This is a genomic window from Nocardia sp. NPDC050718, assembly GCF_040654235.1.
Lineage (GTDB): Bacteria > Actinomycetota > Actinomycetes > Mycobacteriales > Mycobacteriaceae > Nocardia.
The window spans coordinates 1,782,594-1,804,366 of record NZ_JBFAHQ010000001.1 but is presented as its reverse complement, the minus strand read 5'-3'; the positions used below and the strand labels follow the sequence as shown (position 1 = coordinate 1,804,366).

Genomic DNA, 21,773 nt, shown 5'->3' with positions numbered 1-21,773 from the left:
CGGTGCGGATGGAATGATGGTCGGTGATACCCGAAGCGCCACAAGCACTTCGCCCCTGCGCCGAAAGGGCGACCATGGCCCACACTCCCAGCGTGTTGTTCGTCTGCGTCCACAATGCGGGTAGGTCGCAGATGGCGGCGGGCTTCCTACGGGCGATGGCGGGCGACCGGATCGACGTGCGGACCGCGGGCAGCGACCCGGCGGCCGAGCTGAACCCCGCCGCCGTCGCGGCGATGGCCGAGATCGGCATCGACATCGCCGGGGAACGGCCCAAGCCGCTCACCGACGACGCCGTCGGGGTGTCGGATGTGGTGGTCACCATGGGCTGCGGCGAGGTGTGTCCGTACTTCCCGGGAATCAGCTACCGGGACTGGGTCCTCGCCGATCCGGCCGGGCAGCCGATCGAGGTGGTCCGCAGCATTCGCGACCACCTGCAGATCCTGATCGGCAATCTGATCGCCGAACTGGTGCCGGTCCCGGCCCGCTGAGACCGGCGGCCCGGACGTCCGATTCGTTCAAGACGACACCACACGGCCGTGTCTACGCTGCGGATATGACTCCTCAGCTCGATGTCGTCTCGATCGTCGTCTCCGATATGGCCGCCTCGGTGGCCTTCTACCGCAAACTGGGGCTCGTGTTCCCCGAGGGCGCCGAGTCCGAGGGCCACGCCGAAGCACAGGTCGGCGGTGGCCTGCGCCTGGCCCTGGACACCGAACAGGTGATCGCCTCGTTCACCCCCGGCTGGCAACCGCCGACCGGGCACGGACGCAGCGGAATCGCGTTCCGCTGCGCCGACCCGGCCGAGGTCGACAAGCTCTGGGCCGAACTCGTCGACGCCGGCTATCACGGAGAACTCGCGCCGTGGGACGCCGTCTGGGGCCAGCGCTACGCCACACTCGCCGACCCCGACGGCCAGGGCATCGACCTCTACGCCCCGCTGCCCAGCGAATAGGCCGACCAGCCGCCGGGATCGCGCTGACGCCGCTGATAGCGGCCGAGCAGCTCGCCGACCTCGTCGCTGACCGGCGGTTCGCCGGTCAGCCTGGTCCACAGGTGGGTGTCGTGATCGGTGAGCGTCACCGGTCCGGTGGCGGCGACGTCGACGACGAAGGTGAACTGCCGCGTACGGGCACCGCGCCCGGACAGGTAGTCGAATTCGCCCAGGTAGTCGCTGACCCCAGTGACCCGCAGGCCGGTCTCCTCGAAGACCTCGCGCGCCACCGCGTCGTCGAGCGACTCCCCCGGCTGCACGACCCCGCTCGGTAGCTCCCAGCGACCACTCAGCGAATCCGATCGTCGGCGGCGGAGGATGAGCACCCGGTTGTGGCGGACGACGACCGCTCCGACGACAAGTCGACGGACTTCGTCTCTTTCGGCCTCGATACGGAGCGTGGAGTACACGGATACGTCGATCATCGGGTTCACATCCTCTCGTCGGTGGTTCGGACTTGCCTGGCACATACGACGGGGCGTGCCTTGTGAGCGTAACTCGCCGGTACGACCTTGCCGAATGAGACTTTCCGGGCGCGGGTACGAGGCTCAGCCCGCTTGTAACGCGCGCACCGAGCATCCGGCCAGGTCACGGACTTCCCTGGACAGATGCGCCTGGTCCGCGAAGCCGGTGACCGCGGCGGTTTCCGCCGCCGGAATGCCCGCGCGCACCGCCGCGAGCGCGCGCTGGAAGCGCAGAATCCGGGCCAACATCTTGGGTCCGTAGCCGAAAGCGGCCAGGGAGCGCCGGTGCAGCAAACGCGCGGACATCCCCGCCGCGGCCGCCGTGCGCGCCACCGTGGTGCCCGCGGCGATGGCGTCGACGATCCCGGCGAGCGCCGGGTCGGGCGGTGCCGCGTCGGAAGCGAATCGCAACACGATCGATTCCAAGGCCGCAACGCGGTCGGGCGCGTTGTCCACCCGGTCGACCAGCGCGCGGACCCGGCGATCGGGGAAGAGGTCGGCCAGGTCGACCCGCTGATCGAGCAGTTCGACGGCGGGTATGCCCAGCAGCGCGGGCGCGGTGCCCGGCGCGAACCGGATGCCGACGAACTCCGCGGCCCTGGCGGTGGGTACCTGGACGGCGCGGCTGTCCGGGCCGGCCACCATCAGCGTGCCCTCGGTCCAGATCAGGTCCATGCAGCCGTCGGGGAACACCGTGACCGGGCCGGCCGGTTCAGCCACCGCGCGCGTCCACACGACGGCGCGATCCAGCCGCGCCGCGCGTTCCCGGTATTCCGCCACGCCTTCGACGGTAACCCCGACCACCGACGAATCGCTCCGCCACCGGCCCGCAATCGATACCCTGGCTGGCGTCGGGACAGTGAGGTCCCGTTTCGCGAAAGGACGCGGCCCATGCCCGCAGACGACTTGGTCGACACCGTCAACAGCGTCATCGAGGTGGCCATGCCGGTCGCCGCGAAGATGGGGGTCCGGGTGCTCGAGGTGGGGCGCGGCCACGCCGTCACCACCGTGCCGATCGAGGGCAACGGCAATCACTTCGGTGCCATCTACGCGGGCGTGCAGTTCACCGTCGCCGAGGTGCTCGGCGGTGCGATCACCGCGGGCAGCTTCGACACCTCGGCGTTCTATCCGCTGGTGAAGTCCTTCGACATCGCGTTCCGGGCGATGGCCCGCACCGACCTGCGCGCGGAGGCCACGCTGAGCGAGGACGAGATCATCCGGGTCGCCGCCGAGGCCGCGGCCGTCGGCAAGTCCGATTTCGTCCTGGAGGCGGTCGTCACCGACAGCGCGGGCACCACGGTCGCCACCTCGCGCGGGCTCTACCAGCTGCGCGCCTTCGGGCGCTGACCCGTCGCGGCACGACCGTGGCGTGGATCGGGGCTGACCGCGACCCGGTGCCGGATCGGTCGTAAGATCTGGCGGCACAACGTTTCGGCTCGGCGGAGGGGTGGGCTCCATGCAACCGGCAGGATCAGTGCGGCGACCGCGGGTCGCGGGATTTCCCGGCCCCGACATCGATGACGAACCCGATGTCTGGTCGGGTGCGGCGGTCGACGACGACCGGATCAGGGCGCTCGCCGTCGGCGCCTACTACGGGCGCAGCTGGGGCGCCTACTGCGACGCGGTCGCGTTCCTGCCCGAGGAGGACGACAGCACCGCCACCCGGCGCGAGACCGCCATCGAGGGCCTGCACGAATCGTGGGGCGTCGACAACGCCGAGGACGCGCGCGACACCATCCGCAGGCTGCTCGCCGGCATGCACGCGCCGCTGTTCGAGCTCGTCCACCCGCTGGCCGTGGCCGCGGCCACCGAGACCGGGCGGGTCGACCGTACCGGCCTGGCCGACGAGCATCGCGAATTCCTGCACACCCTCTCGGGTTTCCGCGGCTACCGTGGGCCCGCCGGCATCGACCGCGACTACGACGCCTGGCTGCAGGCGATCAAACTCGGCATCACCGAGAGCCTGCCGACCCCGTTGCAGACCGACGCGACCGCCTGGGACCTGGCCCGGCTGGTCTTCATCGCCCGCGCCGCCTGCACCGCCGGGTACCTCACCGAGGACGAGGCGTGGGAGCACATGCTGACCGGGCTCGACCGGGCCCGGCAGCACTACCGCAACTGGCGGCAGTTCGGCGACGGCTTCCTCACCGGCGCCATCTTCTGGGCCGCCGCGCAGGACCTCTCGGCCGCCAGGACCCAGATCGCGGAACGCAGAAGGATGATCGCCGGACTGCACCTGCGACCGTCGAGCCCGTGGCGGCGGGTGGCCCTGCACCGGGGCGCGCCGGTGTTCAGCCCGGCATCGCCAGCATGATGCCGACGGCCTGACGCCGGAACGGATCGTCGGCGACCATCCCCAGCTTGCGTCGCTCCACCAGCAGCTGCCATTCGCCGAACAGGTCGGCCGAGGACGGCAGCGACGGCGAGATCGACCCGTCGACGTGCTCGATCTCGCAGGCCAGCCGCAGCGCCTCGGCGACCCGGCCGAAATCCTCGGGCTCCCAGTCGAGGAAGTCCAGGTCGCTGCCCGCGCCCGACACGCGCAGCGTCACCACCTGCCCCGGCGGGGTGCGCACCTCGGCGCCGGTGAGCACGGCGACCGGGAACTCGTAGATCGCCCACGCCGAGACGAACAGCAGCCGCAGCGTGGTGATCGCGACCAGTCCCGGCGCGCCCTCGTGCCCCGCCTGGGCCAGCTCCAGCACGTATTCGTCCGGTCGGGCGCAGCCGTGCAGGATGTCGATCTCGCGGACCGAGTTGCCCGCGAAGCGCATTCGGTCCGCCGCGGCCGACACATCGGGCCTGCGCGGACCGTTCGGGCCGGGCACCGGGCGCGGCGGCACGAGATTCGGTCGCGGCGGGAACACCCGGCGCAGGCTGACCAGATCGCGTTCGACCGCCCGGACCAGCACCTGCGCCTGCTCACGCACCCCGAGCTCGAGGAACACCGGGACCGGATGCCGGTCGGTCGCCGAGCCGTTGACGCGGAACTCCGACGACCGGAAGAACAGCAGCATCGCCAGCTGGTCGTCGTCGGTGGTCGCGAGCGCGATCCGGGCCAGCTCGGCCACGGCGATATCGAGCGCGGTCTCGTTGTCGGCCCGCAGCGGCGTCGTCACCAGCCTGCCGTCCGCGTACCGCACGGCGACGCGCGCACCCCACACCTCGATCACAGCCACATCCCTCCTGGCCCGCCCCGCCTCGCAGGATCCTACCGATGGGCTGTTCCGGCGGAAGGGGGCGGCGTAGATTCGACTGCGCTGCTCGGGTGAGTTTTCTTCCACGAAGGGATCGCCGTCATGAGCGTGTCGCCCCGGTACCGGGGGCACCGTAGCGCGTCCGCGGTGCTCGCGTTCCTGCTCGTCCTCGGCACCGCGGCCTGCGGGTCCGGCAGCGACACCGGGTCGTCGACCGCGCCGCCGGACAGTCGCGAGGCCACCGCGATCACCGACATCGTGCGCGGCAAGGTGACCGAGCTCGGGGTCAGCTCGGCCGTCTACGGGGTCTGGCGGGGCGAGGAGCAGATCGCGCTCGGCGCGTTCGGTGGATCCCCGCTCGGTGTCCCCGCGACCCCCGAGATGAAAGTGCGCGTCGGCCAGCCGATGGAACCCATGCTGTCGACCGTGCTGTGGCGGCTCGACGGCGACGGCGTGCTGAAGATGGACGAACCCATCGCCCGCTGGCTGCCCGACTTCCCGCGCGCGGACAAGATCACCCCGCGCATGCTCGCCGACAGCACCTCCGGCATCGCCGACTACGTGACCGACCCCGAGTTCCTGAAGATCTTCGCCGAGAACCCGATCCGCGAGTGGACCGCGTCCCAGCTGTTCGAACGCGCCAACGCCCGTCCGCCGCTGTTCGAACCCGGCACCGACTTCGGCTACGCGCACAGCGATCTCGTCGTCCTCGGCGAGGTGCTGCAGAACGCCACCGGGAAGCCACTGGGCGAGTTGATCGCCCAGCACATCCTGATCCCGCTCGGCATGCACGACAGCAAGGTCGTCCTGAACCCGGCGATCGACGAGCCGTACCTGCACGGCTACACCAACGAGCGCAACGGCTTCGAGGACTCCACCTTCTGGAACCCCACCGCCTTCCTGCACAGCGGCAACATGAACGCCCCCGTCGCCGACCTCGGCCGCTGGGTCCGCGCCCTCGCCACCGGCGAACGCCTCACCCCCGACCAGTTCCAGCAGATGATGGGCCCCTCCACCGCGGGCCTCGGCCCGTTCACCACCGAGAAGTACTTCGCCTTCGGCGTCGTCCACCTGGCCGACTGGCTCTACATGAACCCCGCCTACGGCGGCTACAACGGCATCGCCCTCTACGACACCAAGACCCAGACCACCATCATCGTCTACACCACCCACGGCCCCACCTCCCCCGCCACCAGCAACGCCATCCCCATCGGCACCGCCCTGGCCACCCACCTCGTCCCCGACCGCCCACCGGCCGTTCCGGGGGAATGATCGACGGAATCCGTCCGGACCGGACACGACCTCCGCTCCGCTGACCTGTGGCTTTACGAATTACGCAAGAGTCACACAGCTCGACCTCCTCTAGCGTCTACCGAAAGCGTTGCGCCGCAACGTGACAACGGCCGGTGGCGATGGTTCCGCCGGGGTGGAGGGGAGAGATATGCCTGGAACTTCACCATGAATCCGCCCGCCGAGGTCGTCTGGGTGTTCGATGCCGGGCTCAACACGGAACTGGGCAACGGTTCCCGGGTGGCGAGCCTGACCTGACAGCGGTTGCCCGCCTGCGGATTCGACGATCGACGGAAAGGTGGCAGGCTGTGGTGATGGCCGACGAACTAGAACCCGCCACCGAACTCTCCGCTGGTGACGCAACCGAAACGCAGGAAGAAGCGACCAAGCGGAAGTTCCGCGAAGCACTCGAGCGCAAGAACGGGAAGGCCGGGGTCGGCGGCGCCGGGCAGAACGCCGCCAAGGTGCGCGGCACCCAGTCCGGGGCAGGGGGCAAGCGCACCTTCCGCCGCAGGGCCGGCGGGTAGACCGAAGCGAAAAGCCCCTCACCTGGATTCCAGGTGAGGGGCCTCGAGTGGAGCTGCCGGGAATCGAACCCGGGTCCTCCGTCGTGCCATCAGGGCTTCTCCGTGTGCAGTTCGCTCTGCCTCTACTCGGACCTCCAGGTCTCGCGAACAAGCCCGGATGACGATCCCAGTCGCTGTTAGATGTCCCGTCCGACTCCGCGACCGAGCCGAACGGTAATTCCCTCTAGCTGATGCCAGGGTCCGGATCGAGGGACGAACCCGGTCTGACAGAGACGACCTGCTACTTAGGCAGCGAGGGCGTACTCGCGCTGATTGGAATCGGCGCTTAATTGGTTGCAACGACGCTTACGGTGGTCTCTTGCCTGCACCGACACGCTTCCCCTGAATCAACGTACGCAGTCGAAACCGTTCAGCCCCGTACGTGCCCGCACCGTGCGGGCTAGTCATGTTAACACTGCCGTCGCCGCGAATCTTCCCGATATTTCTGCCAGCGCGGGGTGTCGCCGATGTGACTCGTCAGCGAACCACACTGATTCGCACCGCCGATCCGGGTAGACGCGCCGGTCGACCGGGGTACTGTTCTCGATCGGCCGGACCGGGACGCGCGAGATCCCGTGTGCGGCTGGAACAAGGAGTTACCTCATGGCATTCACCAGTCGGCTGCGTCGGTCGGCGGCTGTGCCCGTCGTGGCCGGTCTCGTCCTCGCTGCCGCTTGCTCCGCCGGCGAATCGACCGCCGGGCCGGGTGTGACCAGCGCACCGTGTCCCGGATCACCGCACAAGGACCGGGGGTGCATCTACCTCGGCGTGCTGTCCGACCTGGCGAACGGCCCGTTCACCGCGCTCGGCGCGTCGATGAACGAGGGCCAGCTGGCGTTCTGGAACCAGGTGAACCAGGCGGGCGGCATCGGCGGCTACGACATCGACATCACCACCAACACCCGCAACACCTCCCTCGACCCGCGCACGCACCGCACCGCTTACGCCGAGATCGAGCCGAACGTGCTCGCGCTGGCGATGAGCTTCGGTACCGCCCAGACCATCGCGATGCTCAATCAGATGGACGCCGACGACATGGTCAGCGTGGCGGCCACCCAGTGGTCGGGCTGGAACTACCGCAGCGCCGACCGCAATCTGGTGCTCAGCGCGGGCTATTCCTACTGCACCGAGGCGGTGACCGGCCTGGACTGGTTCACCCGCACCCACTACGCGCCGCACAACATCGCCGTCGTCGCCTACCGCGGCAACTACGGCGGCGACTACGCCAGCGGCGCGCTCAAATGGGCGATCGCCAACGGCGCCACCATCGCCGACCGGATCGACACCGGCCCCAACGGTGAGGTCGGCAATCAGGACGGGCCGGTCGAGGAGATCCTGGCCGCCGACCCCGACCTGGTCATGCTGGCCACCGGTCCGGCCGAGACCGCCGAGATCGTGGGCAAACTGGTGAAGTCGGGCTACACCGGCCGCTTCCTCGGCTCGCTGCCGACCTGGAACGCGGCGCTGCTGCAGACCGCCGCGGCCCCCGCGCTGACGGCGCTCTACAACTACACGACCCCGGTCGACAGCTGGAACGGCGACAGCGTCGGCGCCCGGCACGCCCGCGCCGCCATCGATCGCGAACCGGCCAACTTCGGCTATTCGCTCGGCTGGGCGATCTCCTATCCGCTCAAGGCCCTGCTCATCGCGGCGGCCGAGGAGCGCGAGCTCACCCGGGCCGGGTTGCGCCGCACGATCACGGATCTGCGCCCCGACGGTGAGGGCATGGTCGTCATCCATCCGGCGGGCGCGAACGAACCCGATCTGAGTGGCGAGTGGACCTCGGTGTTCGAGCCGGACAAGGCGGCGCCGATGGGCGCGCGGGCGATCGAGGTCGGCTACCAGGGCAGCACGCTGGAAAAGCTGAACCTGCACGAGCCCTGCACGCGGCTGTAGTCGGCGTCAGCTCGCGGCGATCATGGCGACCGCCGCGAGCGCGAGCACCATGCCCACCTTCTGCGTCGTGCTGATCCGTTCACCGAGCAGCACCATCGCCAGCAGCACGGTCGCGGCCGGATACAGCGAGCCGATCACGCTGACCACCGACAGCAACGATCCGTGGAAGGCGTACAGCAGCGCCGCGTTGGCGATCACATCGAGGACACCGACCGCCAGCGCCAGCCGCAGCGGTTCTCCGTGCAGGCCGCGGAACTGGCCCGCGGCCAGCGCGGAGGTCCAGACGACGGCCGTCGCGGCGGCGCGCTGGCCGAGCAGCGGCCACAGCCCGGCACTCGCGCTGGTCTCGTGCAGGAAGAAGAAGGCGAATCCGAACGCGGCGCCGGAACCGACGGTCAACAGCGCGACCCGGCGGGTGAAGCGCAGTTCCCGCCCGCCGATGATCTCCTCGGTCGTCTCGTCGGGCGCTTCCCGGCTGACCAGCACGACCGCGACCAGCGCGAGCGCGATCCCCGCGATGGCCGCCGGGCCCGGCCGCTCGCCGAGGAAGAACCCGGCGACCACCGGGATCCCGGCGACCAGCACCGCGGTCACCGGCGACACCACCGACATCGGCCCGTCGGCGAGCGCGGCGTAGAACCACCACACCGCCAGCCCGCTGGCCACGCCCGCGGCCAGGCCCCACAGCATCGATGCCGCGTCCGCGTGCCCGCCGACCAGCGGCGCGATCAGCAGGACCAGCAGCACCGAGAACGGGTAGGACACGACGACCACCCGCAGGGCGGTGACCCGCCGGGCGGCGATCCCGCCGAAGAAATCGCTGACTCCGTAGCCCGCCGCCGCCACGAGGGCGAGCAGGACGGAGATCAACGCATGCCTTTGACCCGCCGACCGATCTCGCGCGTGACCTCCCGCTCGGCCTGCCTGCGGGCGAGGTCCTGGCGCTTGTCGTAGTCCTGCTTACCCTTGGCGAGCGCGAGCTCGACCTTCACCTTGCCGTCGGAGAAGTACATCGACAGCGGCACCAGCGTCTGGTTGCCCTCCCTCGACTTGCCGACCAGGTGCTCGATCTCGCGCTTGTGCAGCAGCAGCTTGCGGGTGCGCCGCGGCGAATGGTTGGTCCAGGTGCCGTGGCTGAACTCCGGAATGTGCAGGCCGCGCAGCCAGACCTCGCCGTTGTCGACGGTCGCGAAGGCGTCGACGAGGGACGCCTTGCCTTCGCGCAGGCTCTTCACTTCGGTGCCGACCAGCGCGATCCCCGCCTCATAGGTGTCGAGGATCGTGTAGTTGTGCCGCGCCCGGCGGTTGGTCGCGATGACCTTCCTGCCCTTTTCCTTCATAACGGTCAACTCTAAGTGACCGCGCCAGCCGTTTACCAAGGTCCGCCCCGCCCTCAGCTCGCCGCGCGCTCGAGGGCGCGGGCCAGTGCCCGGTCGCGCTGTTCCTCGAAGCGGGTCGCCTTGGCCTCGAGGTCGAGCAGGTAGGCGTGCAGTTCGTCGCGGGCGCGTTCGCCCTCGTCGCCGAGGTCGGTGCGGTCGAAGACCTTCCAGGTGCGCAGCACGGGTTCGAGCACGACATCGAGGTGCTGGCGCAGGTCGTAGACGCCGTGCTTGGCGAGCAGGACCGCGTTGCGGCGGAAGTTGGGCTGGTTCAGGCCGGGCATCTGGAAGCGCAGGACGACGTCGGCGATGGCGCGCATGGTCGCGTCGGGGGTGAGGTCGAGGGCGGCCGCGCAGAGCTTGCGGTAGAAGACCATGTGCAGGTTCTCGTCGGTCGCGATGCGCGCCAGCATGCGGTCGGCGATCGGGTCGTCGCACAGCCTGCCGGTGTTGCGGTGGCTGATCCTGGTCGCCAGCTCCTGGAAGGTGACGTAGGCGACGCCCTTGAGGAACTGCGAGCCCTTCTCCGGCTTGGCGATGCCCGCGGTCATGTGCGCCATCCTGGCTTCCTCGAGCGCGACCGGGTCGACCGCGCGCGTCACCACCAGGTAGTCGCGCATGACGATGCCGTGCCGGTTCTCCTCGGCGGTCCAGCGCCCGACCCAGGTGCCCCAGGCGTTGTCGAAGCCGAAGGTGTCGGCCAGCTCGCGGTGGTAGGAGGGCAGGTTGTCCTCGGTGAGCAGGTTGGTGATCATCGCCGCCTTGGCCACCTCGCTGAGCCGGGACTGCTCCGGGTCCCAGTCGATGCCGCCCATCGCGGCGAAGTTGCGGCCCTCGTCCCACGGCACGTAGTCGTGCGGGTGCCAGTCCTTGGCCTTGGCCAGGTGGTCGTTCAGGTTCGCTTCGGCGGTCGGTTCGAGTTCGGCCAGGATGTCGCGGTCGGACAGCTGGAGCGTCATTGGATGTCACCTCGGAGTTGACGGGCGGGAAACGGCTGACCCCCTGGGCCCAACGATGGCGGGCCGACGGTCCGGCGGCGGGTCACATGACGAAACACTGTGTCCGGTCACAGCGAACGGCTAGCCGGGCGGTAGCGCGGGACCGAAGCGGTCGATCCGCAGCGGCAGCACCGGCCACAGCGTGCGGTCGGGGGTGAGCTCGCCGACGACGAGCACGCCCGCGTCGTCGAAGGCCGCTCTGGCCCGGTCGACATGGTCGCCGGAGGTCACCAGCACGGCCGCGCGCAGGTGATGTTCGGCCATCAGCGCGGCGGTGAAGCGGGCGTTGGCCACCGTGGAGTCGGCCTGCGGCTCCCGCAGGATCCGGGCCGGGTCGACACCGGCCGCGAGGAGCCAGTCGGCCATCGCGTCGGCCTCGCTCAGCCCGGCCTGTGGGTTCCCGCCGGTGACGATGATCGGCGACCACGGCGCGAACACCGCCTGCACCAGGCCCGCCCGTAACCGCCGGACCAGTTCCGGGCGCAGGTCGCCCTCGGGCGTCAGGCCGTAGCCGAGGATCACCACGGCGGTGTCGTCGCCGTAGGTGCCGGGCAGCGTCGGCGTCAGCATCCGATGCAGGTCCGCGACGCCGATCGGGGTCGCGGGCTCGGCGGTGCCCTCCGGTGCTGTCGCACAGACGAATCCGGTCGCGATCAGGGCGGCGCACACCCCTCGCGTCATCCAGGTCACCCACAGCATTCCCGTCGCCTCCTCGGGCCGGGACCGATCGGCTCGATCGGTCGAGGAGGCCTACAGTGCGCCGCGGGCGGAGCGGTCGGCGGGGCTATGACCTGCGGCTACCACAGGTCACAGTGCTCGACGTCGTCTCCTGGTCCGCAGCATCGCAAAGATTCCGGAACCGCGCGGGTACCGGATCGCGAGGGGCCCGGCCGTCAGCCGCCCGGACGCAGGGCCAGATAGAGGGCGAGCGCCGAGGCGAAGACGAGGATCAGGGCGACGGTCGACCAGCGTGGCCTGCCTCGGTGGACCACCGGGTGGTGGCCGCCGAGCAGGCTGGGCGCGACGACCGGGTCGATGTGCCGGTGCGGGATCGGCGGCAACGGAGTATCGCCGCCGCTCTGGCTCGTGCCGCCCGACGACTCGCTCTCGGAGCCTTCACCGTTCGCCATGCCTCGACAGTATCGCGCCCCGCCCCGGTTCGTCGCGGGTTCCTTCGCCGGTTACTCCTCGGTCAGCGCGGCCAGTACGCCCTCGCCGTAGCGGGCCAGTTTGTTCTCGCCGACGCCGCCGACGGTCCCGAGTTCGGCGAGCGAACCCGGTTTGCGCGCAACGATTTCGCGCAGGGTCGCGTCGTGGAACACCACGTAGGCGGGCACGCCCTGCTCCTTGGCGGTCGCCGCCCGCCACGCGCGCAAGCGTTCGAACAGCGGCAGGTCGGTGGCGGGCAGATCCACCGCCGCCTTGGCCGATTTCGCGCTGCGCGCGGGCCGCGCGGCGCGTTCGGGCTCCCGGCGCATCAGCACCTTCTTGCCCTCGAACAGCACCTCGTTGCTGGCGTCGGTGAGCGCGAGCACGCCGTACTCCCCCTGCACCGCGAGCAGGCCGCCGGCGAGCAGCTGACGCGTCACGCCGCGCCATTCGGTATCGCGCAGATCGGTGCCGATGCCGAACACCGACAGCTCGTTGTGCCGGTGCTGGGTGATCTTCGGGTTCGACTTGCCCAGCAGGATGTCGACCAGATGGCCCGCGCCGAACGCTTGTCCCCGTTCGCGTTTGAGCCGCAGCACGGTCGAGAGCAGCTTCTGCGCCGGGACGGTGCCGTCCCAGGTCTCCGGCGGATTCAGGCACACATCGCAGTTGCCGCACGCCTGGCCGGGCTGACCGAAGTAGTTCAGCAGCTGGACGCGGCGGCAGCCCACCGTCTCGCACAGCGCGAGCATGGCGTCCAGGTGCAGCTGCAACTGCCTGCGGTGCGCGGCGTCGCCCTCGCTGGAGTCGATCATCTTGCGCTGCTGGACGACATCGGCGAGGCCGTAGACCATCCACGCCGTCGACGGCTGCCCGTCGCGGCCGGCGCGACCGGTCTCCTGGTAGTAGCCCTCCACCGACTTGGGCAGATCCAGATGGGCGACGAACCGCACGTCGGGCTTGTCGATACCCATGCCGAAAGCGATGGTGGCCACCACGATCAGGCCGTCCTCCCGCAGGAACCTGGCCTGGTTCTCGGCGCGGGTCCGGTTGTCCAAGCCCGCGTGGTACGGCACCGCGCGCACGCCGTTCTCGTTGAGCATCGCGGCGGTCTTCTCCACCGAATTGCGCGAGAGGCAGTAGACGATGCCCGCGTCGCCGGGGTGCTCGGCGCGGATGAAATCGAGCAGCTGGCGGTCGGCCCGGTTCTTCGACTCGATCCGGTACTGGATATTGGGCCGGTCGAAGCTGGAGACGAACTGCTTCGCCGCCCCCAGATCGAGCCGCTCGACGATCTCGGCGCGGGTCTTCTCGGTGGCGGTCGCGGTGAGCGCGATGCGCGGGACATCGGGCCAGCGCTCGTGCAGCAGCGACAGCGCGAGATAGTCGGGCCGGAAGTCGTGGCCCCACTGCGACACGCAGTGCGCCTCGTCGATCGCGAACAGCGCCACGGTGCCGCGGTCGAGCAGCCGCAGCGTGGACTCCAGGCGCAGGCGTTCCGGCGCGAGATAGAGCAGGTCGAGTTCACCGGCGACGAACTGCGCTTCCACCGTGCGCCGCTGATCCGGCGACTGGGTGGAGTTGAGGAATCCGGCCCGCACGCCGAGCGCGCTGAGCGCGTCGACTTGGTCCTGCATGAGCGCGATCAGCGGTGAGACGACCACGCCGACACCGGGCCGCACCAGCGAGGGCACCTGGTAGCACAGCGATTTGCCGCCACCGGTCGGCATCAGGACCAGCGCGTCACCGCCGCCGACGACCTGCGCGACGATGTCGGCCTGGTCGCCACGGAAGGCGTCGTAGCCGAAGACCCGGCGCAGCACCTCGTCGGCGGTCTCCGCGCGGGCGGGCGCCGCCGCGCGGCCGGGGGTGGCCGGGGCGAGGTCGTCGAAGTGGAAGCCGCCCGTGTCGTCGAAATCATGCTCGGAGATGTAGCCACCACCGGACGGGTACGCGTCGTCGGGCGGGAAGTCTTCGGGCGGGAAGTCGTCGACATCGGGGGCTGTGGCGCCGGAATTGCTCACCGGGCCATCCTACGAGCGCGGGCCGGGCGCGCAGCCCGTCCACCGGACCCGACGACGGCGTTCACCGGCCTCCGCGCACATGTGGATAACCCGGATCAGCCGCGCAAACGGGCGAGGACCTCGTCCTGGAGCAGGCCGTTGCTCGCCACCGCGTCGCCGCCGTGCGGGCCGGATCGACCGTCCAGGGAGGTGAACGCGCCACCGGCCTCGCGGACCAGGATGTCGAGCGCGGCCAGGTCCCACAGCGAGACCTCGGGCTCGGCGGCGATGTCGACCGCACCCTCCGCGACCAGGCAGTAGTTGAAGAAGTCGCCGTAGCCGCGGACCCGCCAGACCTCGTCGGTGAGGTCGATGAACTGCTCCCGCAGCCCCCGCTCGTGCCAGCCGGACAGGCTGGAGAAGGCCAGGCTGGCCGAGTCGAGGTCGCCCACCGCCGACACCGTGATCGGCTTCGGCGCGCCGGGGTGCACCTGGGCCCACGCGCCCGAGCCCGCGGCCGCCCACCAGCGCCTGCCCAGCGCGGGCGCGCTGACCACCCCGACCACCGGCACCCCGTCGACGAGCAGCGCGATCAGGCTCGCCCACACCGGCACGCCACGGACGAAGTTCTTGGTGCCGTCGATCGGGTCGACCACCCACTGCCTGCCGGTGAACTCGGCGTCGCCGCCGAATTCCTCGCCGAGCACGGCGTCGCCGGGGCGTTCGGCGGCGAGCACGCGCCGGATGACCTGCTCGACCGCCAGATCGGCATCCGAGACCGGCGTCAGGTCCGGCTTCGCGTCGACCTTCAGGTCGACGGCGCCGAAACGCACCCGCGAGATCGCGTCGGCCTCGTCGGCCAGTCGGAGGGCAAGGTCCAGGTCAGCGGAGTAGGCAGCCACGCGGGCCAGTGTATTTGGCCGCGCGGACGCGGCCGAAGTCGCGGCCGACGGGCGTGCCGCTCGGCGCGGCGGCACGTGTGCCCGCGGCCGCGCACGGCGGCCTTCGCGCCGGGCAGAGCACGCGGTCGGCCCACCTGCCTCGGTCGTCAGACCGCGACCTGTGCCGACCGTGCGGCGACGAGAGCGCTTGCCCACCAGTGCAACTGATCGAGCAGGGCCTGCGCCGCCGCCGCCGGCTCCGCGGGCTCCCGCAGCTGCCCGTTCTCGTCGAAGAGCAGGTAGTAGCGCGGGAAGGACACATAGTTGCGCACGGTGTGGGCATTGAGCTCGTTGAACACCTGCCGCAGGTGTTCGATGGCCAGCAGGCCGCCGGAGCCGCCGCTGTAGCCGACGAAGCCGATCGACTTGGCGTCCCACTGGGTGAAGTGCCAGTCGATGGCCGACTTCAGGGCGGCCGGGTAGCTGCGGTTGTAGTCGGGCGTGACGACGACATAGGCGTCGGCGGCGGCCAGCCGCTCGGTGAGGTCGTTCATCCCTGCCGGGCGCGGCATGTCGGGGTCGACGGCGGGCGGCACCGGCGGCAACGCGGCGGGCAGCTCGGCCTCGGCCAGATCGATGATGTCGACGTCGAAGCGGTCGTCGACCTGCTGTGCGAACCAGTTCGCGACCACCGGACCGAACCGGCCCTCGCGGACGCTGCCGATGATGATCGCGAGCTTCAGTGGCTGTGCGGACACCGTGTTCTCCTCTGTCGTGAGCCCGGCCCGATCGGCCGGTGTCACTACCGTCGCCGGTCGCGGAGCTGGCAGGGAGACCACGCTGAGAGTGGTAGTGGCACGGCCACTCTCCGGCCCGCGCGAGTGGGTACCGTCGATCGGGTGAGCGACAACGAACTCGGGCTGTTCCTGCGTACCCGCCGCGAGGCGGTGACGCCCGCCGAGGTGGGCCTGCCCGCGGGCACGCGCAGGCGCACACCGGGGCTGCGGCGGGCCGAGGTCGCGATGCTGGCCGGGGTCAGCGTGGAGTACCTGATCCGGCTCGAACAGGGCCGCGACCGGCATCCGTCGCCGCCGGTGCTGTCGGCGCTGGCCGACACGCTGCGGCTGAGCCCGCGCGAACGGGTGCATCTGCACCAGCTCACCAAGGGCATGTCCGGCTTCAGCTGCGGCGCCGCCGAGAACGGCCCGAACCGCACCGTCCGGCCGACCATCCGCGCCATCCTCGACCAGCTCGAACCCGCGCCCGCCGCGATCACCAACCGGTTCACTGAGGTGCTGGCCTGCACCGCGGGCTACCGCACGCTGATGGCGCCCAGCGGCCTGTTCGAGCAGGGTGAACCGGCCAATGTGGCCCGGTTCGTCTTCACCCATCCGGGCGCGCGCGAGCTGTACCCGGACTGGGACGCCGCCGCCGACAAGCTGGTGGCCTCGCTCAAGCAGGGCCCGTACCGCGCCGACCCGCTGGTGGCCGCGCTGGTCGACGAGCTGACCGTCACCGCGGGCGCGCCGTTCACCGACCGGCTGGCCACGCTGCCGGGTCTGCCGCCCTCGGGCGGGATCAACCGGATCAGCCATCCCGCGGCGGGCACGCTGCGGCTGGCCTACGAATCGCTGGACCTGTCCCTCGACGACGACCAGTCGCTGTATGTCCTGCTGCCCGCCGACGAGGCCAGTGCGACGGCCCTGGACCGGCTGCTCGGACGGCGCCCCGGCGGCCTGCGCGCCATCGCGAGCTGACCGCAGCGCGCCGTCGCGGGTGCGCGTGTTTCACCGTGTCGGAGCCGACCGGTAACCTTGGGAATCGTGCATCCTGACGTTATCGCCGATCTCGCCGAACTCGACACCACGCTCAAGACGGTCGAGTCGGTCCTCGATGTCGAGGAGCTACGCCGTCGCATCGATGAGCTCGAGCACCAGGCGGCCGATCCCGAGCTGTGGAACAACCAGGACCACGCCCAGCAGGTGACCAGCGAGCTGTCGCACGCCCAGAGCGAGCTGCGCCGCGTGGAGGACCTGCGCCAGCGCCTCGAAGACCTGCCGGTGCTCTACGAATTGGCCGAGTCCGAGGAGGGCGCGGCCGCCGCGGAAGCCACCGCCGACGCCGACACCGAGCGCGCCGCGCTGCGGGTCGACATCGAGGTGATGGAGGTGCGCACCCTGCTCTCCGGCGAATACGACAAGCGTGACGCGCTGGTCAACATCCGCTCCGGCGCCGGTGGCGTCGACGCCGCCGACTGGGCGCAGATGCTGATGCGCATGTACATCCGCTGGGCCGAGCGGCACAAGTACGTCGTCGAGGTCTACGACACCTCCTACGCCGAAGAGGCGGGCATCAAGAGCGCCACCTTCGCGGTGAAGTCGCCCTACGCCTACGGCACGCTCTCGGTGGAGATGGGCACGCACCGGCTCGTCCGGATCAGCCCGTTCGACAACCAGGGCCGCCGCCAGACCTCCTTCGCCGAGGTCGAGGTGCTGCCGGTGGTCGAGACCACCGACCACATCGAGATCCCCGAGGGCGAGGTCCGCGTCGACGTGTACCGCTCCTCGGGCCCCGGTGGTCAGAGCGTCAACACCACCGACTCCGCGGTGCGCCTGACCCACATTCCCACCGGCATCGTGGTGACCTGTCAGAACGAGAAGTCGCAGCTGCAGAACAAGATCTCGGCCATGCGTGTACTGCAGGCCAAGCTGCTCGAGCGCAAGCGCCAGGAGGAGCGCGCGCAGATGGACGCGCTCAAGACCAACGAGGGCGCCTCGTGGGGCAACCAGATGCGCTCCTACGTGCTGCACCCGTACCAGATGGTCAAGGACCTGCGCACCAACTATGAGGTGAACAACCCCTCGGCGGTGCTCGACGGCGACATCGACGGCTTCATCGAGTCCGGAATCCGTTGGCGCATGCGGGAACAGGCCGACGCGTAGCCACCTGTTCGCTCGGCCGCAGTGACACCGTTCGCGTTTGACCGCGCACCGTGACCCCGCTGTAACCTTTCGGGTGTGTGTTCGAGCGAACCGGAACTGTGCCAGCGCAAGCCCCGTCGACTCTCGGCCGGGGCGAGGCGATGAGCGGCGTCCTCGCGATCAACACGGCACCGGAGATCACCGCCTGGCTGCGGTCCAGCGGGCTCGAGATCGTCCTGCTGGTGGTCGGCGCGATGTTGTTCGGCCGGTTCGCCGCCTTCGTTCGCGACCGGGTGACCACCAAGATCGACGCGGGCTTCCACTCGAGCGACGCCCTGGTCCGCACCGAGGCCGCCAAGCACCGGCACGCCCTGGCCCAGGTCATCACCTGGGTGGTGCTGACCATCGTCTACGTGCTGGTCGGCATGGAGGTGCTGCGCAGGCTGGGCTTCGCGGTGACCGGTCTGGTCGCCCCGGCGGCCGTGCTCGGCGCGGCGCTCGGTTTCGGCGCGCAGCGGATCGTGCAGGACATCCTGGCCGGGTTCTTCCTGATCACCGAGCGCCAATACGGCTTCGGTGACGTGGTGCGGATCGCGGTCACCGGATCGGCCGACGCGGCCGAGGGCACCGTGGAGGACGTGACGTTGCGCATCACCACGCTGCGCAACTCCGACGGCGAGGTCATCACCGTCCCGAACGGGCAGATCGTGAAGGTGACCAACCTGTCCAAGGACTGGGCGCGTGCCGCGATCGACGTGCCGGTGTCGGCCCAGGCCGACATCACCAAGATCAACGAAGTCCTGCACGAGGTGTGCACCAAGGCCTACCAGGACCGCCGCCTCAAGCCACTGCTGCTCGACGAACCGTCCGTGATGGGTGTGGAAGATCTCTCGCTCGACGAGATGAACATCCGGATGGTTGCCCGCACATTGCCGGGCAAACAATTCGAGGTGGGGCGTGAGCTGCGCGTGCGCGTCGCGGCCGCCCTGCGTAAGGAAGGAATCAGTGAAACCACGTAAGTCGACGGCGATCCTCATGGCCACCTGGGTGTCCACGTTCGTCGTCTACCTGTTCGTCAAGCCCGCCGAAACCACCAACACCGGCCCGGTGTCGCTGCTCAACGCCGTGCCCGCCTGGGTCGATCCGACGCCGTAGGGTTGCTCGCCGCCTCGCCGACGCCGGTCGGGGCCCGGTCGCCGGGGCGGTCGCTGGCTACACTGGCTCCCCGTGATCACCATGCGCAACGTCACCAAGTCGTACAAGACCTCGACGCGGCCGGCGCTGGACAACGTCTCCGTCGAGGTGGACAAGGGCGAATTCGTCTTCATCATCGGCCCGTCCGGTTCGGGGAAGTCGACCTTCATGCGGCTGCTGCTCAAGGAGGAGTCGCCGACGGCGGGCGAGATACGGGTGGCCGATTTCCGGGTCGACCGGCTGCCGGGCCGGAAGGTGCCCAAGTTGCGGCAGCGGATCGGGTGCGTCTTCCAGGACTTCCGGCTGCTCCAGCAGAAGACCGTGGAGCAGAACGTGGCCTTCGCGCTCGAGGTGATCGGCAAGCGGCGACAGTTCATCGAACGCACCGTGCCCGAGGTGCTCGACATGGTCGGGCTCGGCGGCAAGGGCAACCGCCTGCCCTCGGAACTGTCCGGTGGTGAGCAGCAGCGCGTGGCGATCGCGCGCGCGTTCGTCAACCGGCCGCTGGTGCTGCTCGCCGACGAGCCCACCGGCAATCTCGACCCCGACACCAGCGCCGACATCATGGCGCTGCTGGAACGGATCAACCGCACCGGCACCACCGTGCTGATGGCCACCCACGACAACCACATCGTCGACGCGATGCGCAGGCGGGTGGTGGAGCTCGACCACGGCAGACTCGTGCGTGACGAAGCGACCGGCGTCTACGGGGTGGGGCGATAATGCGACTGAGTTTCCTGTTCACCGAGGTCGCCGACGGTCTGCGCCGCAACCTGACGATGACCATCGCGATGATCCTGACCACCGCGGTCTCACTGATGATGCTCGGCGGCGGCATGCTGTCGGTGCGGATGGCCGACAAGACCGAGAACTTCTTCATCGGCAGGCTCGAGGTGCGGTTCTACCTCGACGACGCCGTCTCCGACACCGATCCCGACTGCGCCGCCGACCCGTGCAAGTCGCTGCTGGCGGACCTGAAGGGCACCTCCGGGGTGGAGAGCGTGCAGTTCCTCAATCGCGCCGACGCGCTCGAGGAGGCCAAGAAGCTGTTCGCCGATCAGCCGGAGATGGTGCAGTACATCGCCGACTCACCGCTGCCCGCCTCGCTGCGGGTGAAGATGACCGACGCCGATCAGTACCAGCACATCTACGACAGCTTCGCGACCAGGCCCGGCGTGCGGATCGTCGCCAACGACAAGGAGTTCGTCGACCGCCTGGTCAGCCTGTTCGACGGGTTGCGCAATGCCGCGTTCGGGCTGGCGCTGGTGATGGCGCTGGCGGCGATGCTGCTGGTCCTGAACATGGTGCAGATCGCCGCGTACACGCGGCGCACGGAAGTCGGCATCATGCGCCTGGTCGGCGCGACCCGCTGGTATACCCAGCTGCCGTTCCTGCTGGAGGCGGTCGCGGCGGCGTTCGTCGGCTCGGTACTGGCGATCCTCGGGCTGGTGATCGCGCGGCCGCTGGTCATCGACCGGGCGCTTGGCCCGCTGTTCGACAGCAATGTCTTCCCGCGCATCACCGGGGACGACATCGCGGTGGTCGCGCTGACCATCGCGCCGATCGGCATCGTGTTCGCCGCCGTGACGGCCTATCTCACCCTGCGGTTCTACGTCAGGGAGTAGTCGCGGAGCCGTGGGCGGGGACGCGCTCTCCGGTCGCCGCCGTCCGCGCGTCCAGCGCGGCGCCGAGTTGCGCGGTGAGCTCGACGCGCTGCCGGTCCAGGTCGGTGATCCGCCGGGTCAGCTCGGCGCTGCGCTCGGACATGATCCGCACCGACATCTCACACGCCTGCACCGGCCCGTCCGGGTCGGTGCAGGGCATCAGCTGGGCGATGTCGTCGGTGGTCAGGCCCGCCGCGAGCAGCTCGCGGATCTTGGTCACCTCGCCGACCGCCGTCTCGGGATAGCTGCGATAACCGTTCGGGTCACGGTGTGGCCGCAGCAGGCCCTGTTCCTCGTAGTAGCGCAGCAAGCGCGTGCTGACGCCGGTCCGGTGCGCGAGTTCGCCGATCAGCATGTGATCGCCCGCACGTTCGCCTTGACCTTCACACCCATGTGAATCCCTAACCTCCGCCGTATGACAACGATTCCCCTGCGAACGACCGTCCACGGCTCCGGCCCCGGCCTCGTCCTCGCCCACGGTGCAGGCGGTGCGATCGAGAGCAATTTCGGCGTCGTGCTCGCCGACCTGGCCGCCGCGCACACGGTGGTCGCCTCCGACTACCCCGGCGACGACACCCCGCTCGACCTCGACGCCCTCGCCGACGCCCTGGTGACGGCCGCGGTCGACGCGGGCGTGCCGACCTTCACCATCCTCGGCTTCTCCCTCGGCACCGCGGTCGCCGTGCGCGCCGCCGCCCGGCATCCGGAGCGGGTCACCGGCCTGGTGCTCACCGCCGGCCTGGCGGCACCGGACAATCGCGCCCGGCTGGCTGTGCAGGCCTGGCAGGACCTGCTCGCGCGGGGCGCGACCGAGAGCTTCGCCCGGCTGGTCCTGCTGACCGGGTTCGCGCCGGAGTTCGTCAACGCGCTGCCCGCCGCCGCGATCGACGAGCTGGTCGCCCAGACCGCCGCCGCGATCCCCGGCGGCACCGGGCAGCAGGCCGCGCTCATCGAGACGGTCGACACCACCGCCGACCTGGCCGGCATCACGGTGCCGACGCTGATCGTGAACACCACCGCCGATCTGCTCGTCGATCCGGCCAATTCCCGGGCACTCGCGGCGGCGATCCCCGGCGCCGAGTACACCGAGATCGACGCGGGCCACGTGGTCATGGCCGAGCGGCCCGACCAATGGCGCGCGGTCCTGCTCGAATTCCTCGCCCGGCGCGGTCTGTAGCGC

Annotated in this window: 26 protein-coding genes and 1 other RNA gene; 14 read left to right on the top strand and 13 right to left on the bottom strand. The window is 70.0% G+C overall.

Annotated features, from left to right (window positions below):
* Positions 1-74: 74 nt before the first annotated feature.
* Together AB0H54_RS08175 and AB0H54_RS08170 are read left to right on the top strand one after the other, a co-directional pair.
* Entirely contained in the window at positions 75-488 is a 414-nt protein-coding gene (locus AB0H54_RS08175; RefSeq protein WP_357343724.1) for an arsenate reductase ArsC, read from the top strand.
* A gap of 65 nt (positions 489-553) precedes the next feature.
* Positions 554-952 carry a VOC family protein gene (locus AB0H54_RS08170; RefSeq protein ID WP_355283013.1) on the top strand — a complete coding sequence of 133 codons (399 nt, stop codon included), beginning with the start codon at positions 554-556 and terminating at the stop codon, positions 950-952.
* On the opposite strand, the gene AB0H54_RS08165 is transcribed toward AB0H54_RS08170, so the two are convergent.
* Positions 928-1,416, bottom strand: coding sequence for an NUDIX hydrolase (locus tag AB0H54_RS08165; protein ID WP_357343722.1), 489 nt, complete (start codon positions 1,414-1,416; stop codon positions 928-930). The genes AB0H54_RS08170 and AB0H54_RS08165 overlap by 25 nt on opposite strands.
* A gap of 123 nt (positions 1,417-1,539) precedes the next feature.
* Positions 1,540-2,235, bottom strand: coding sequence for a helix-turn-helix domain-containing protein (locus tag AB0H54_RS08160; RefSeq protein WP_357343720.1), 696 nt, complete (start codon positions 2,233-2,235; stop codon positions 1,540-1,542).
* 111 nt (positions 2,236-2,346) lie between these two features.
* Here AB0H54_RS08160 and AB0H54_RS08155 point away from each other — a divergent pair, with 111 nt between their 5' ends.
* Together AB0H54_RS08155 and AB0H54_RS08150 are read left to right on the top strand one after the other, a co-directional pair.
* Positions 2,347-2,802 (top strand): DUF4442 domain-containing protein, encoded by a 456-nt coding sequence (locus AB0H54_RS08155; RefSeq protein WP_357343718.1) that lies wholly within the window; start codon positions 2,347-2,349, stop codon positions 2,800-2,802.
* Positions 2,803-2,929: 127 nt separating this feature from the next.
* On the top strand, positions 2,930-3,769 hold the full coding sequence (locus AB0H54_RS08150) for a DUF1266 domain-containing protein (RefSeq protein ID WP_357343716.1): 840 nt from the start codon (positions 2,930-2,932) through the stop codon (positions 3,767-3,769).
* On the opposite strand, the gene AB0H54_RS08145 is transcribed toward AB0H54_RS08150, so the two are convergent.
* Positions 3,747-4,634: a hypothetical protein gene (locus AB0H54_RS08145; protein WP_357343714.1), complete on the bottom strand. Its 888-nt coding sequence runs from the start codon at positions 4,632-4,634 to the stop codon at positions 3,747-3,749. The two genes, AB0H54_RS08150 and AB0H54_RS08145, sit on opposite strands and share 23 nt — an antisense overlap.
* Positions 4,635-4,754: 120 nt before the next feature.
* On the opposite strand from AB0H54_RS08145, the gene AB0H54_RS08140 reads away from it, so the two are divergent.
* Both AB0H54_RS08140 and AB0H54_RS08135 read left to right on the top strand, forming a co-directional pair.
* A complete protein-coding gene (locus AB0H54_RS08140) occupies positions 4,755-5,924 on the top strand; it encodes a serine hydrolase domain-containing protein (protein WP_357343712.1) in 1,170 nt (389 codons plus the stop codon).
* A gap of 332 nt (positions 5,925-6,256) precedes the next feature.
* Complete coding sequence (locus tag AB0H54_RS08135) at positions 6,257-6,469, top strand: DUF5302 domain-containing protein (protein WP_357343710.1); 213 nt, start codon at positions 6,257-6,259, stop codon at positions 6,467-6,469.
* Between the two features lie 45 nt (positions 6,470-6,514).
* Here the strand turns inward: AB0H54_RS08135 and ssrA are convergent.
* Positions 6,515-6,886, bottom strand: a transfer-messenger RNA (tmRNA) gene (gene ssrA, locus AB0H54_RS08130).
* 225 nt (positions 6,887-7,111) lie between these two features.
* Here ssrA and AB0H54_RS08125 point away from each other — a divergent pair.
* Positions 7,112-8,404 (top strand): ABC transporter substrate-binding protein, encoded by a 1,293-nt coding sequence (locus tag AB0H54_RS08125; protein ID WP_357343708.1) that lies wholly within the window; start codon positions 7,112-7,114, stop codon positions 8,402-8,404.
* A gap of 6 nt (positions 8,405-8,410) precedes the next feature.
* On the opposite strand, the gene AB0H54_RS08120 is transcribed toward AB0H54_RS08125, so the two are convergent.
* The 8 genes from AB0H54_RS08120 to AB0H54_RS08085 all read right to left on the bottom strand — a co-directional run bounded on the left by AB0H54_RS08120 (position 8,411) and on the right by AB0H54_RS08085 (position 15,572).
* Positions 8,411-9,274, bottom strand: coding sequence for an EamA family transporter (locus tag AB0H54_RS08120; protein ID WP_357343706.1), 864 nt, complete (start codon positions 9,272-9,274; stop codon positions 8,411-8,413).
* Complete coding sequence (gene smpB / locus AB0H54_RS08115) at positions 9,271-9,744, bottom strand: SsrA-binding protein SmpB (RefSeq protein ID WP_110036321.1); 474 nt, start codon at positions 9,742-9,744, stop codon at positions 9,271-9,273. The genes AB0H54_RS08120 and smpB overlap by 4 nt, the downstream gene beginning before the upstream one ends.
* A gap of 53 nt (positions 9,745-9,797) precedes the next feature.
* Positions 9,798-10,742, bottom strand: coding sequence for an acyl-ACP desaturase (locus tag AB0H54_RS08110; protein WP_357343705.1), 945 nt, complete (start codon positions 10,740-10,742; stop codon positions 9,798-9,800).
* Between the two features lie 120 nt (positions 10,743-10,862).
* Positions 10,863-11,480, bottom strand: coding sequence for a YdcF family protein (locus AB0H54_RS08105; RefSeq protein WP_357343703.1), 618 nt, complete (start codon positions 11,478-11,480; stop codon positions 10,863-10,865).
* A 194-nt stretch (positions 11,481-11,674) separates the two neighbouring features.
* Positions 11,675-11,911 (bottom strand): hypothetical protein, encoded by a 237-nt coding sequence (locus AB0H54_RS08100; RefSeq protein ID WP_357343701.1) that lies wholly within the window; start codon positions 11,909-11,911, stop codon positions 11,675-11,677.
* A gap of 51 nt (positions 11,912-11,962) precedes the next feature.
* Positions 11,963-13,750, bottom strand: coding sequence for a DNA helicase RecQ (gene recQ / locus AB0H54_RS08095; protein ID WP_357344257.1), 1,788 nt, complete (start codon positions 13,748-13,750; stop codon positions 11,963-11,965).
* Between the two features lie 299 nt (positions 13,751-14,049).
* Complete coding sequence (hisN, locus tag AB0H54_RS08090; RefSeq protein ID WP_357343699.1) at positions 14,050-14,835, bottom strand: histidinol-phosphatase; 786 nt, start codon at positions 14,833-14,835, stop codon at positions 14,050-14,052.
* Positions 14,836-14,981: 146 nt separating this feature from the next.
* Positions 14,982-15,572, bottom strand: a complete 591-nt coding sequence (locus tag AB0H54_RS08085; protein WP_357343697.1) for an NAD(P)H-dependent oxidoreductase — start codon at positions 15,570-15,572, stop codon at positions 14,982-14,984.
* 141 nt (positions 15,573-15,713) lie between these two features.
* On the opposite strand from AB0H54_RS08085, the gene AB0H54_RS08080 reads away from it, so the two are divergent.
* From AB0H54_RS08080 to ftsX, 6 genes are all read left to right on the top strand, one after another.
* Complete coding sequence (locus AB0H54_RS08080) at positions 15,714-16,571, top strand: helix-turn-helix transcriptional regulator (protein WP_357343696.1); 858 nt, start codon at positions 15,714-15,716, stop codon at positions 16,569-16,571.
* A gap of 66 nt (positions 16,572-16,637) precedes the next feature.
* A complete protein-coding gene (gene prfB, locus AB0H54_RS08075) occupies positions 16,638-17,756 on the top strand; it encodes a peptide chain release factor 2 (protein ID WP_357343694.1) in 1,119 nt (372 codons plus the stop codon).
* 140 nt (positions 17,757-17,896) lie between these two features.
* Positions 17,897-18,754 (top strand): mechanosensitive ion channel family protein, encoded by an 858-nt coding sequence (locus AB0H54_RS08070; protein ID WP_357343692.1) that lies wholly within the window; start codon positions 17,897-17,899, stop codon positions 18,752-18,754.
* Entirely contained in the window at positions 18,741-18,890 is a 150-nt protein-coding gene (locus tag AB0H54_RS08065) for a hypothetical protein (protein WP_357343690.1), read from the top strand. The genes AB0H54_RS08070 and AB0H54_RS08065 overlap by 14 nt, the downstream gene beginning before the upstream one ends.
* A 72-nt stretch (positions 18,891-18,962) precedes the next feature.
* Positions 18,963-19,652, top strand: coding sequence for a cell division ATP-binding protein FtsE (gene ftsE, locus AB0H54_RS08060; protein ID WP_218717630.1), 690 nt, complete (start codon positions 18,963-18,965; stop codon positions 19,650-19,652).
* Positions 19,652-20,554, top strand: coding sequence for a permease-like cell division protein FtsX (gene ftsX / locus AB0H54_RS08055; protein WP_218717631.1), 903 nt, complete (start codon positions 19,652-19,654; stop codon positions 20,552-20,554). The genes ftsE and ftsX overlap by 1 nt, the downstream gene beginning before the upstream one ends.
* Here the strand turns inward: ftsX and AB0H54_RS08050 are convergent.
* Positions 20,544-20,948, bottom strand: a complete 405-nt coding sequence (locus AB0H54_RS08050) for a MerR family transcriptional regulator (RefSeq protein ID WP_357343688.1) — start codon at positions 20,946-20,948, stop codon at positions 20,544-20,546. The two genes, ftsX and AB0H54_RS08050, sit on opposite strands and share 11 nt — an antisense overlap.
* Positions 20,949-21,008: 60 nt before the next feature.
* On the opposite strand from AB0H54_RS08050, the gene AB0H54_RS08045 reads away from it, so the two are divergent.
* Positions 21,009-21,770 carry an alpha/beta hydrolase gene (locus AB0H54_RS08045; protein WP_357343686.1) on the top strand — a complete coding sequence of 254 codons (762 nt, stop codon included), beginning with the start codon at positions 21,009-21,011 and terminating at the stop codon, positions 21,768-21,770.
* Positions 21,771-21,773: the final 3 nt, after the last annotated feature.

Coding starts and splice junctions, on each gene's coding strand:
- AB0H54_RS08175 (WP_357343724.1), top strand. CDS start 75: ATGGCCCACACTCCCAGCGTGTTGTTCGTCTGCGTCCACAATGCGGGT.
- AB0H54_RS08170 (WP_355283013.1), top strand. CDS start 554: ATGACTCCTCAGCTCGATGTCGTCTCGATCGTCGTCTCCGATATGGCC.
- AB0H54_RS08165 (WP_357343722.1), bottom strand. CDS start 1,416: ATGATCGACGTATCCGTGTACTCCACGCTCCGTATCGAGGCCGAAAGA.
- AB0H54_RS08155 (WP_357343718.1), top strand. CDS start 2,347: ATGCCCGCAGACGACTTGGTCGACACCGTCAACAGCGTCATCGAGGTG.
- AB0H54_RS08140 (WP_357343712.1), top strand. CDS start 4,755: ATGAGCGTGTCGCCCCGGTACCGGGGGCACCGTAGCGCGTCCGCGGTG.
- AB0H54_RS08135 (WP_357343710.1), top strand. CDS start 6,257: ATGGCCGACGAACTAGAACCCGCCACCGAACTCTCCGCTGGTGACGCA.
- AB0H54_RS08125 (WP_357343708.1), top strand. CDS start 7,112: ATGGCATTCACCAGTCGGCTGCGTCGGTCGGCGGCTGTGCCCGTCGTG.
- smpB (WP_110036321.1), bottom strand. CDS start 9,744: ATGAAGGAAAAGGGCAGGAAGGTCATCGCGACCAACCGCCGGGCGCGG.
- AB0H54_RS08110 (WP_357343705.1), bottom strand. CDS start 10,742: ATGACGCTCCAGCTGTCCGACCGCGACATCCTGGCCGAACTCGAACCG.
- AB0H54_RS08105 (WP_357343703.1), bottom strand. CDS start 11,480: ATGCTGTGGGTGACCTGGATGACGCGAGGGGTGTGCGCCGCCCTGATC.
- AB0H54_RS08100 (WP_357343701.1), bottom strand. CDS start 11,911: ATGGCGAACGGTGAAGGCTCCGAGAGCGAGTCGTCGGGCGGCACGAGC.
- AB0H54_RS08070 (WP_357343692.1), top strand. CDS start 17,897: ATGAGCGGCGTCCTCGCGATCAACACGGCACCGGAGATCACCGCCTGG.
- ftsX (WP_218717631.1), top strand. CDS start 19,652: ATGCGACTGAGTTTCCTGTTCACCGAGGTCGCCGACGGTCTGCGCCGC.
- AB0H54_RS08050 (WP_357343688.1), bottom strand. CDS start 20,948: ATGCTGATCGGCGAACTCGCGCACCGGACCGGCGTCAGCACGCGCTTG.
- AB0H54_RS08045 (WP_357343686.1), top strand. CDS start 21,009: ATGACAACGATTCCCCTGCGAACGACCGTCCACGGCTCCGGCCCCGGC.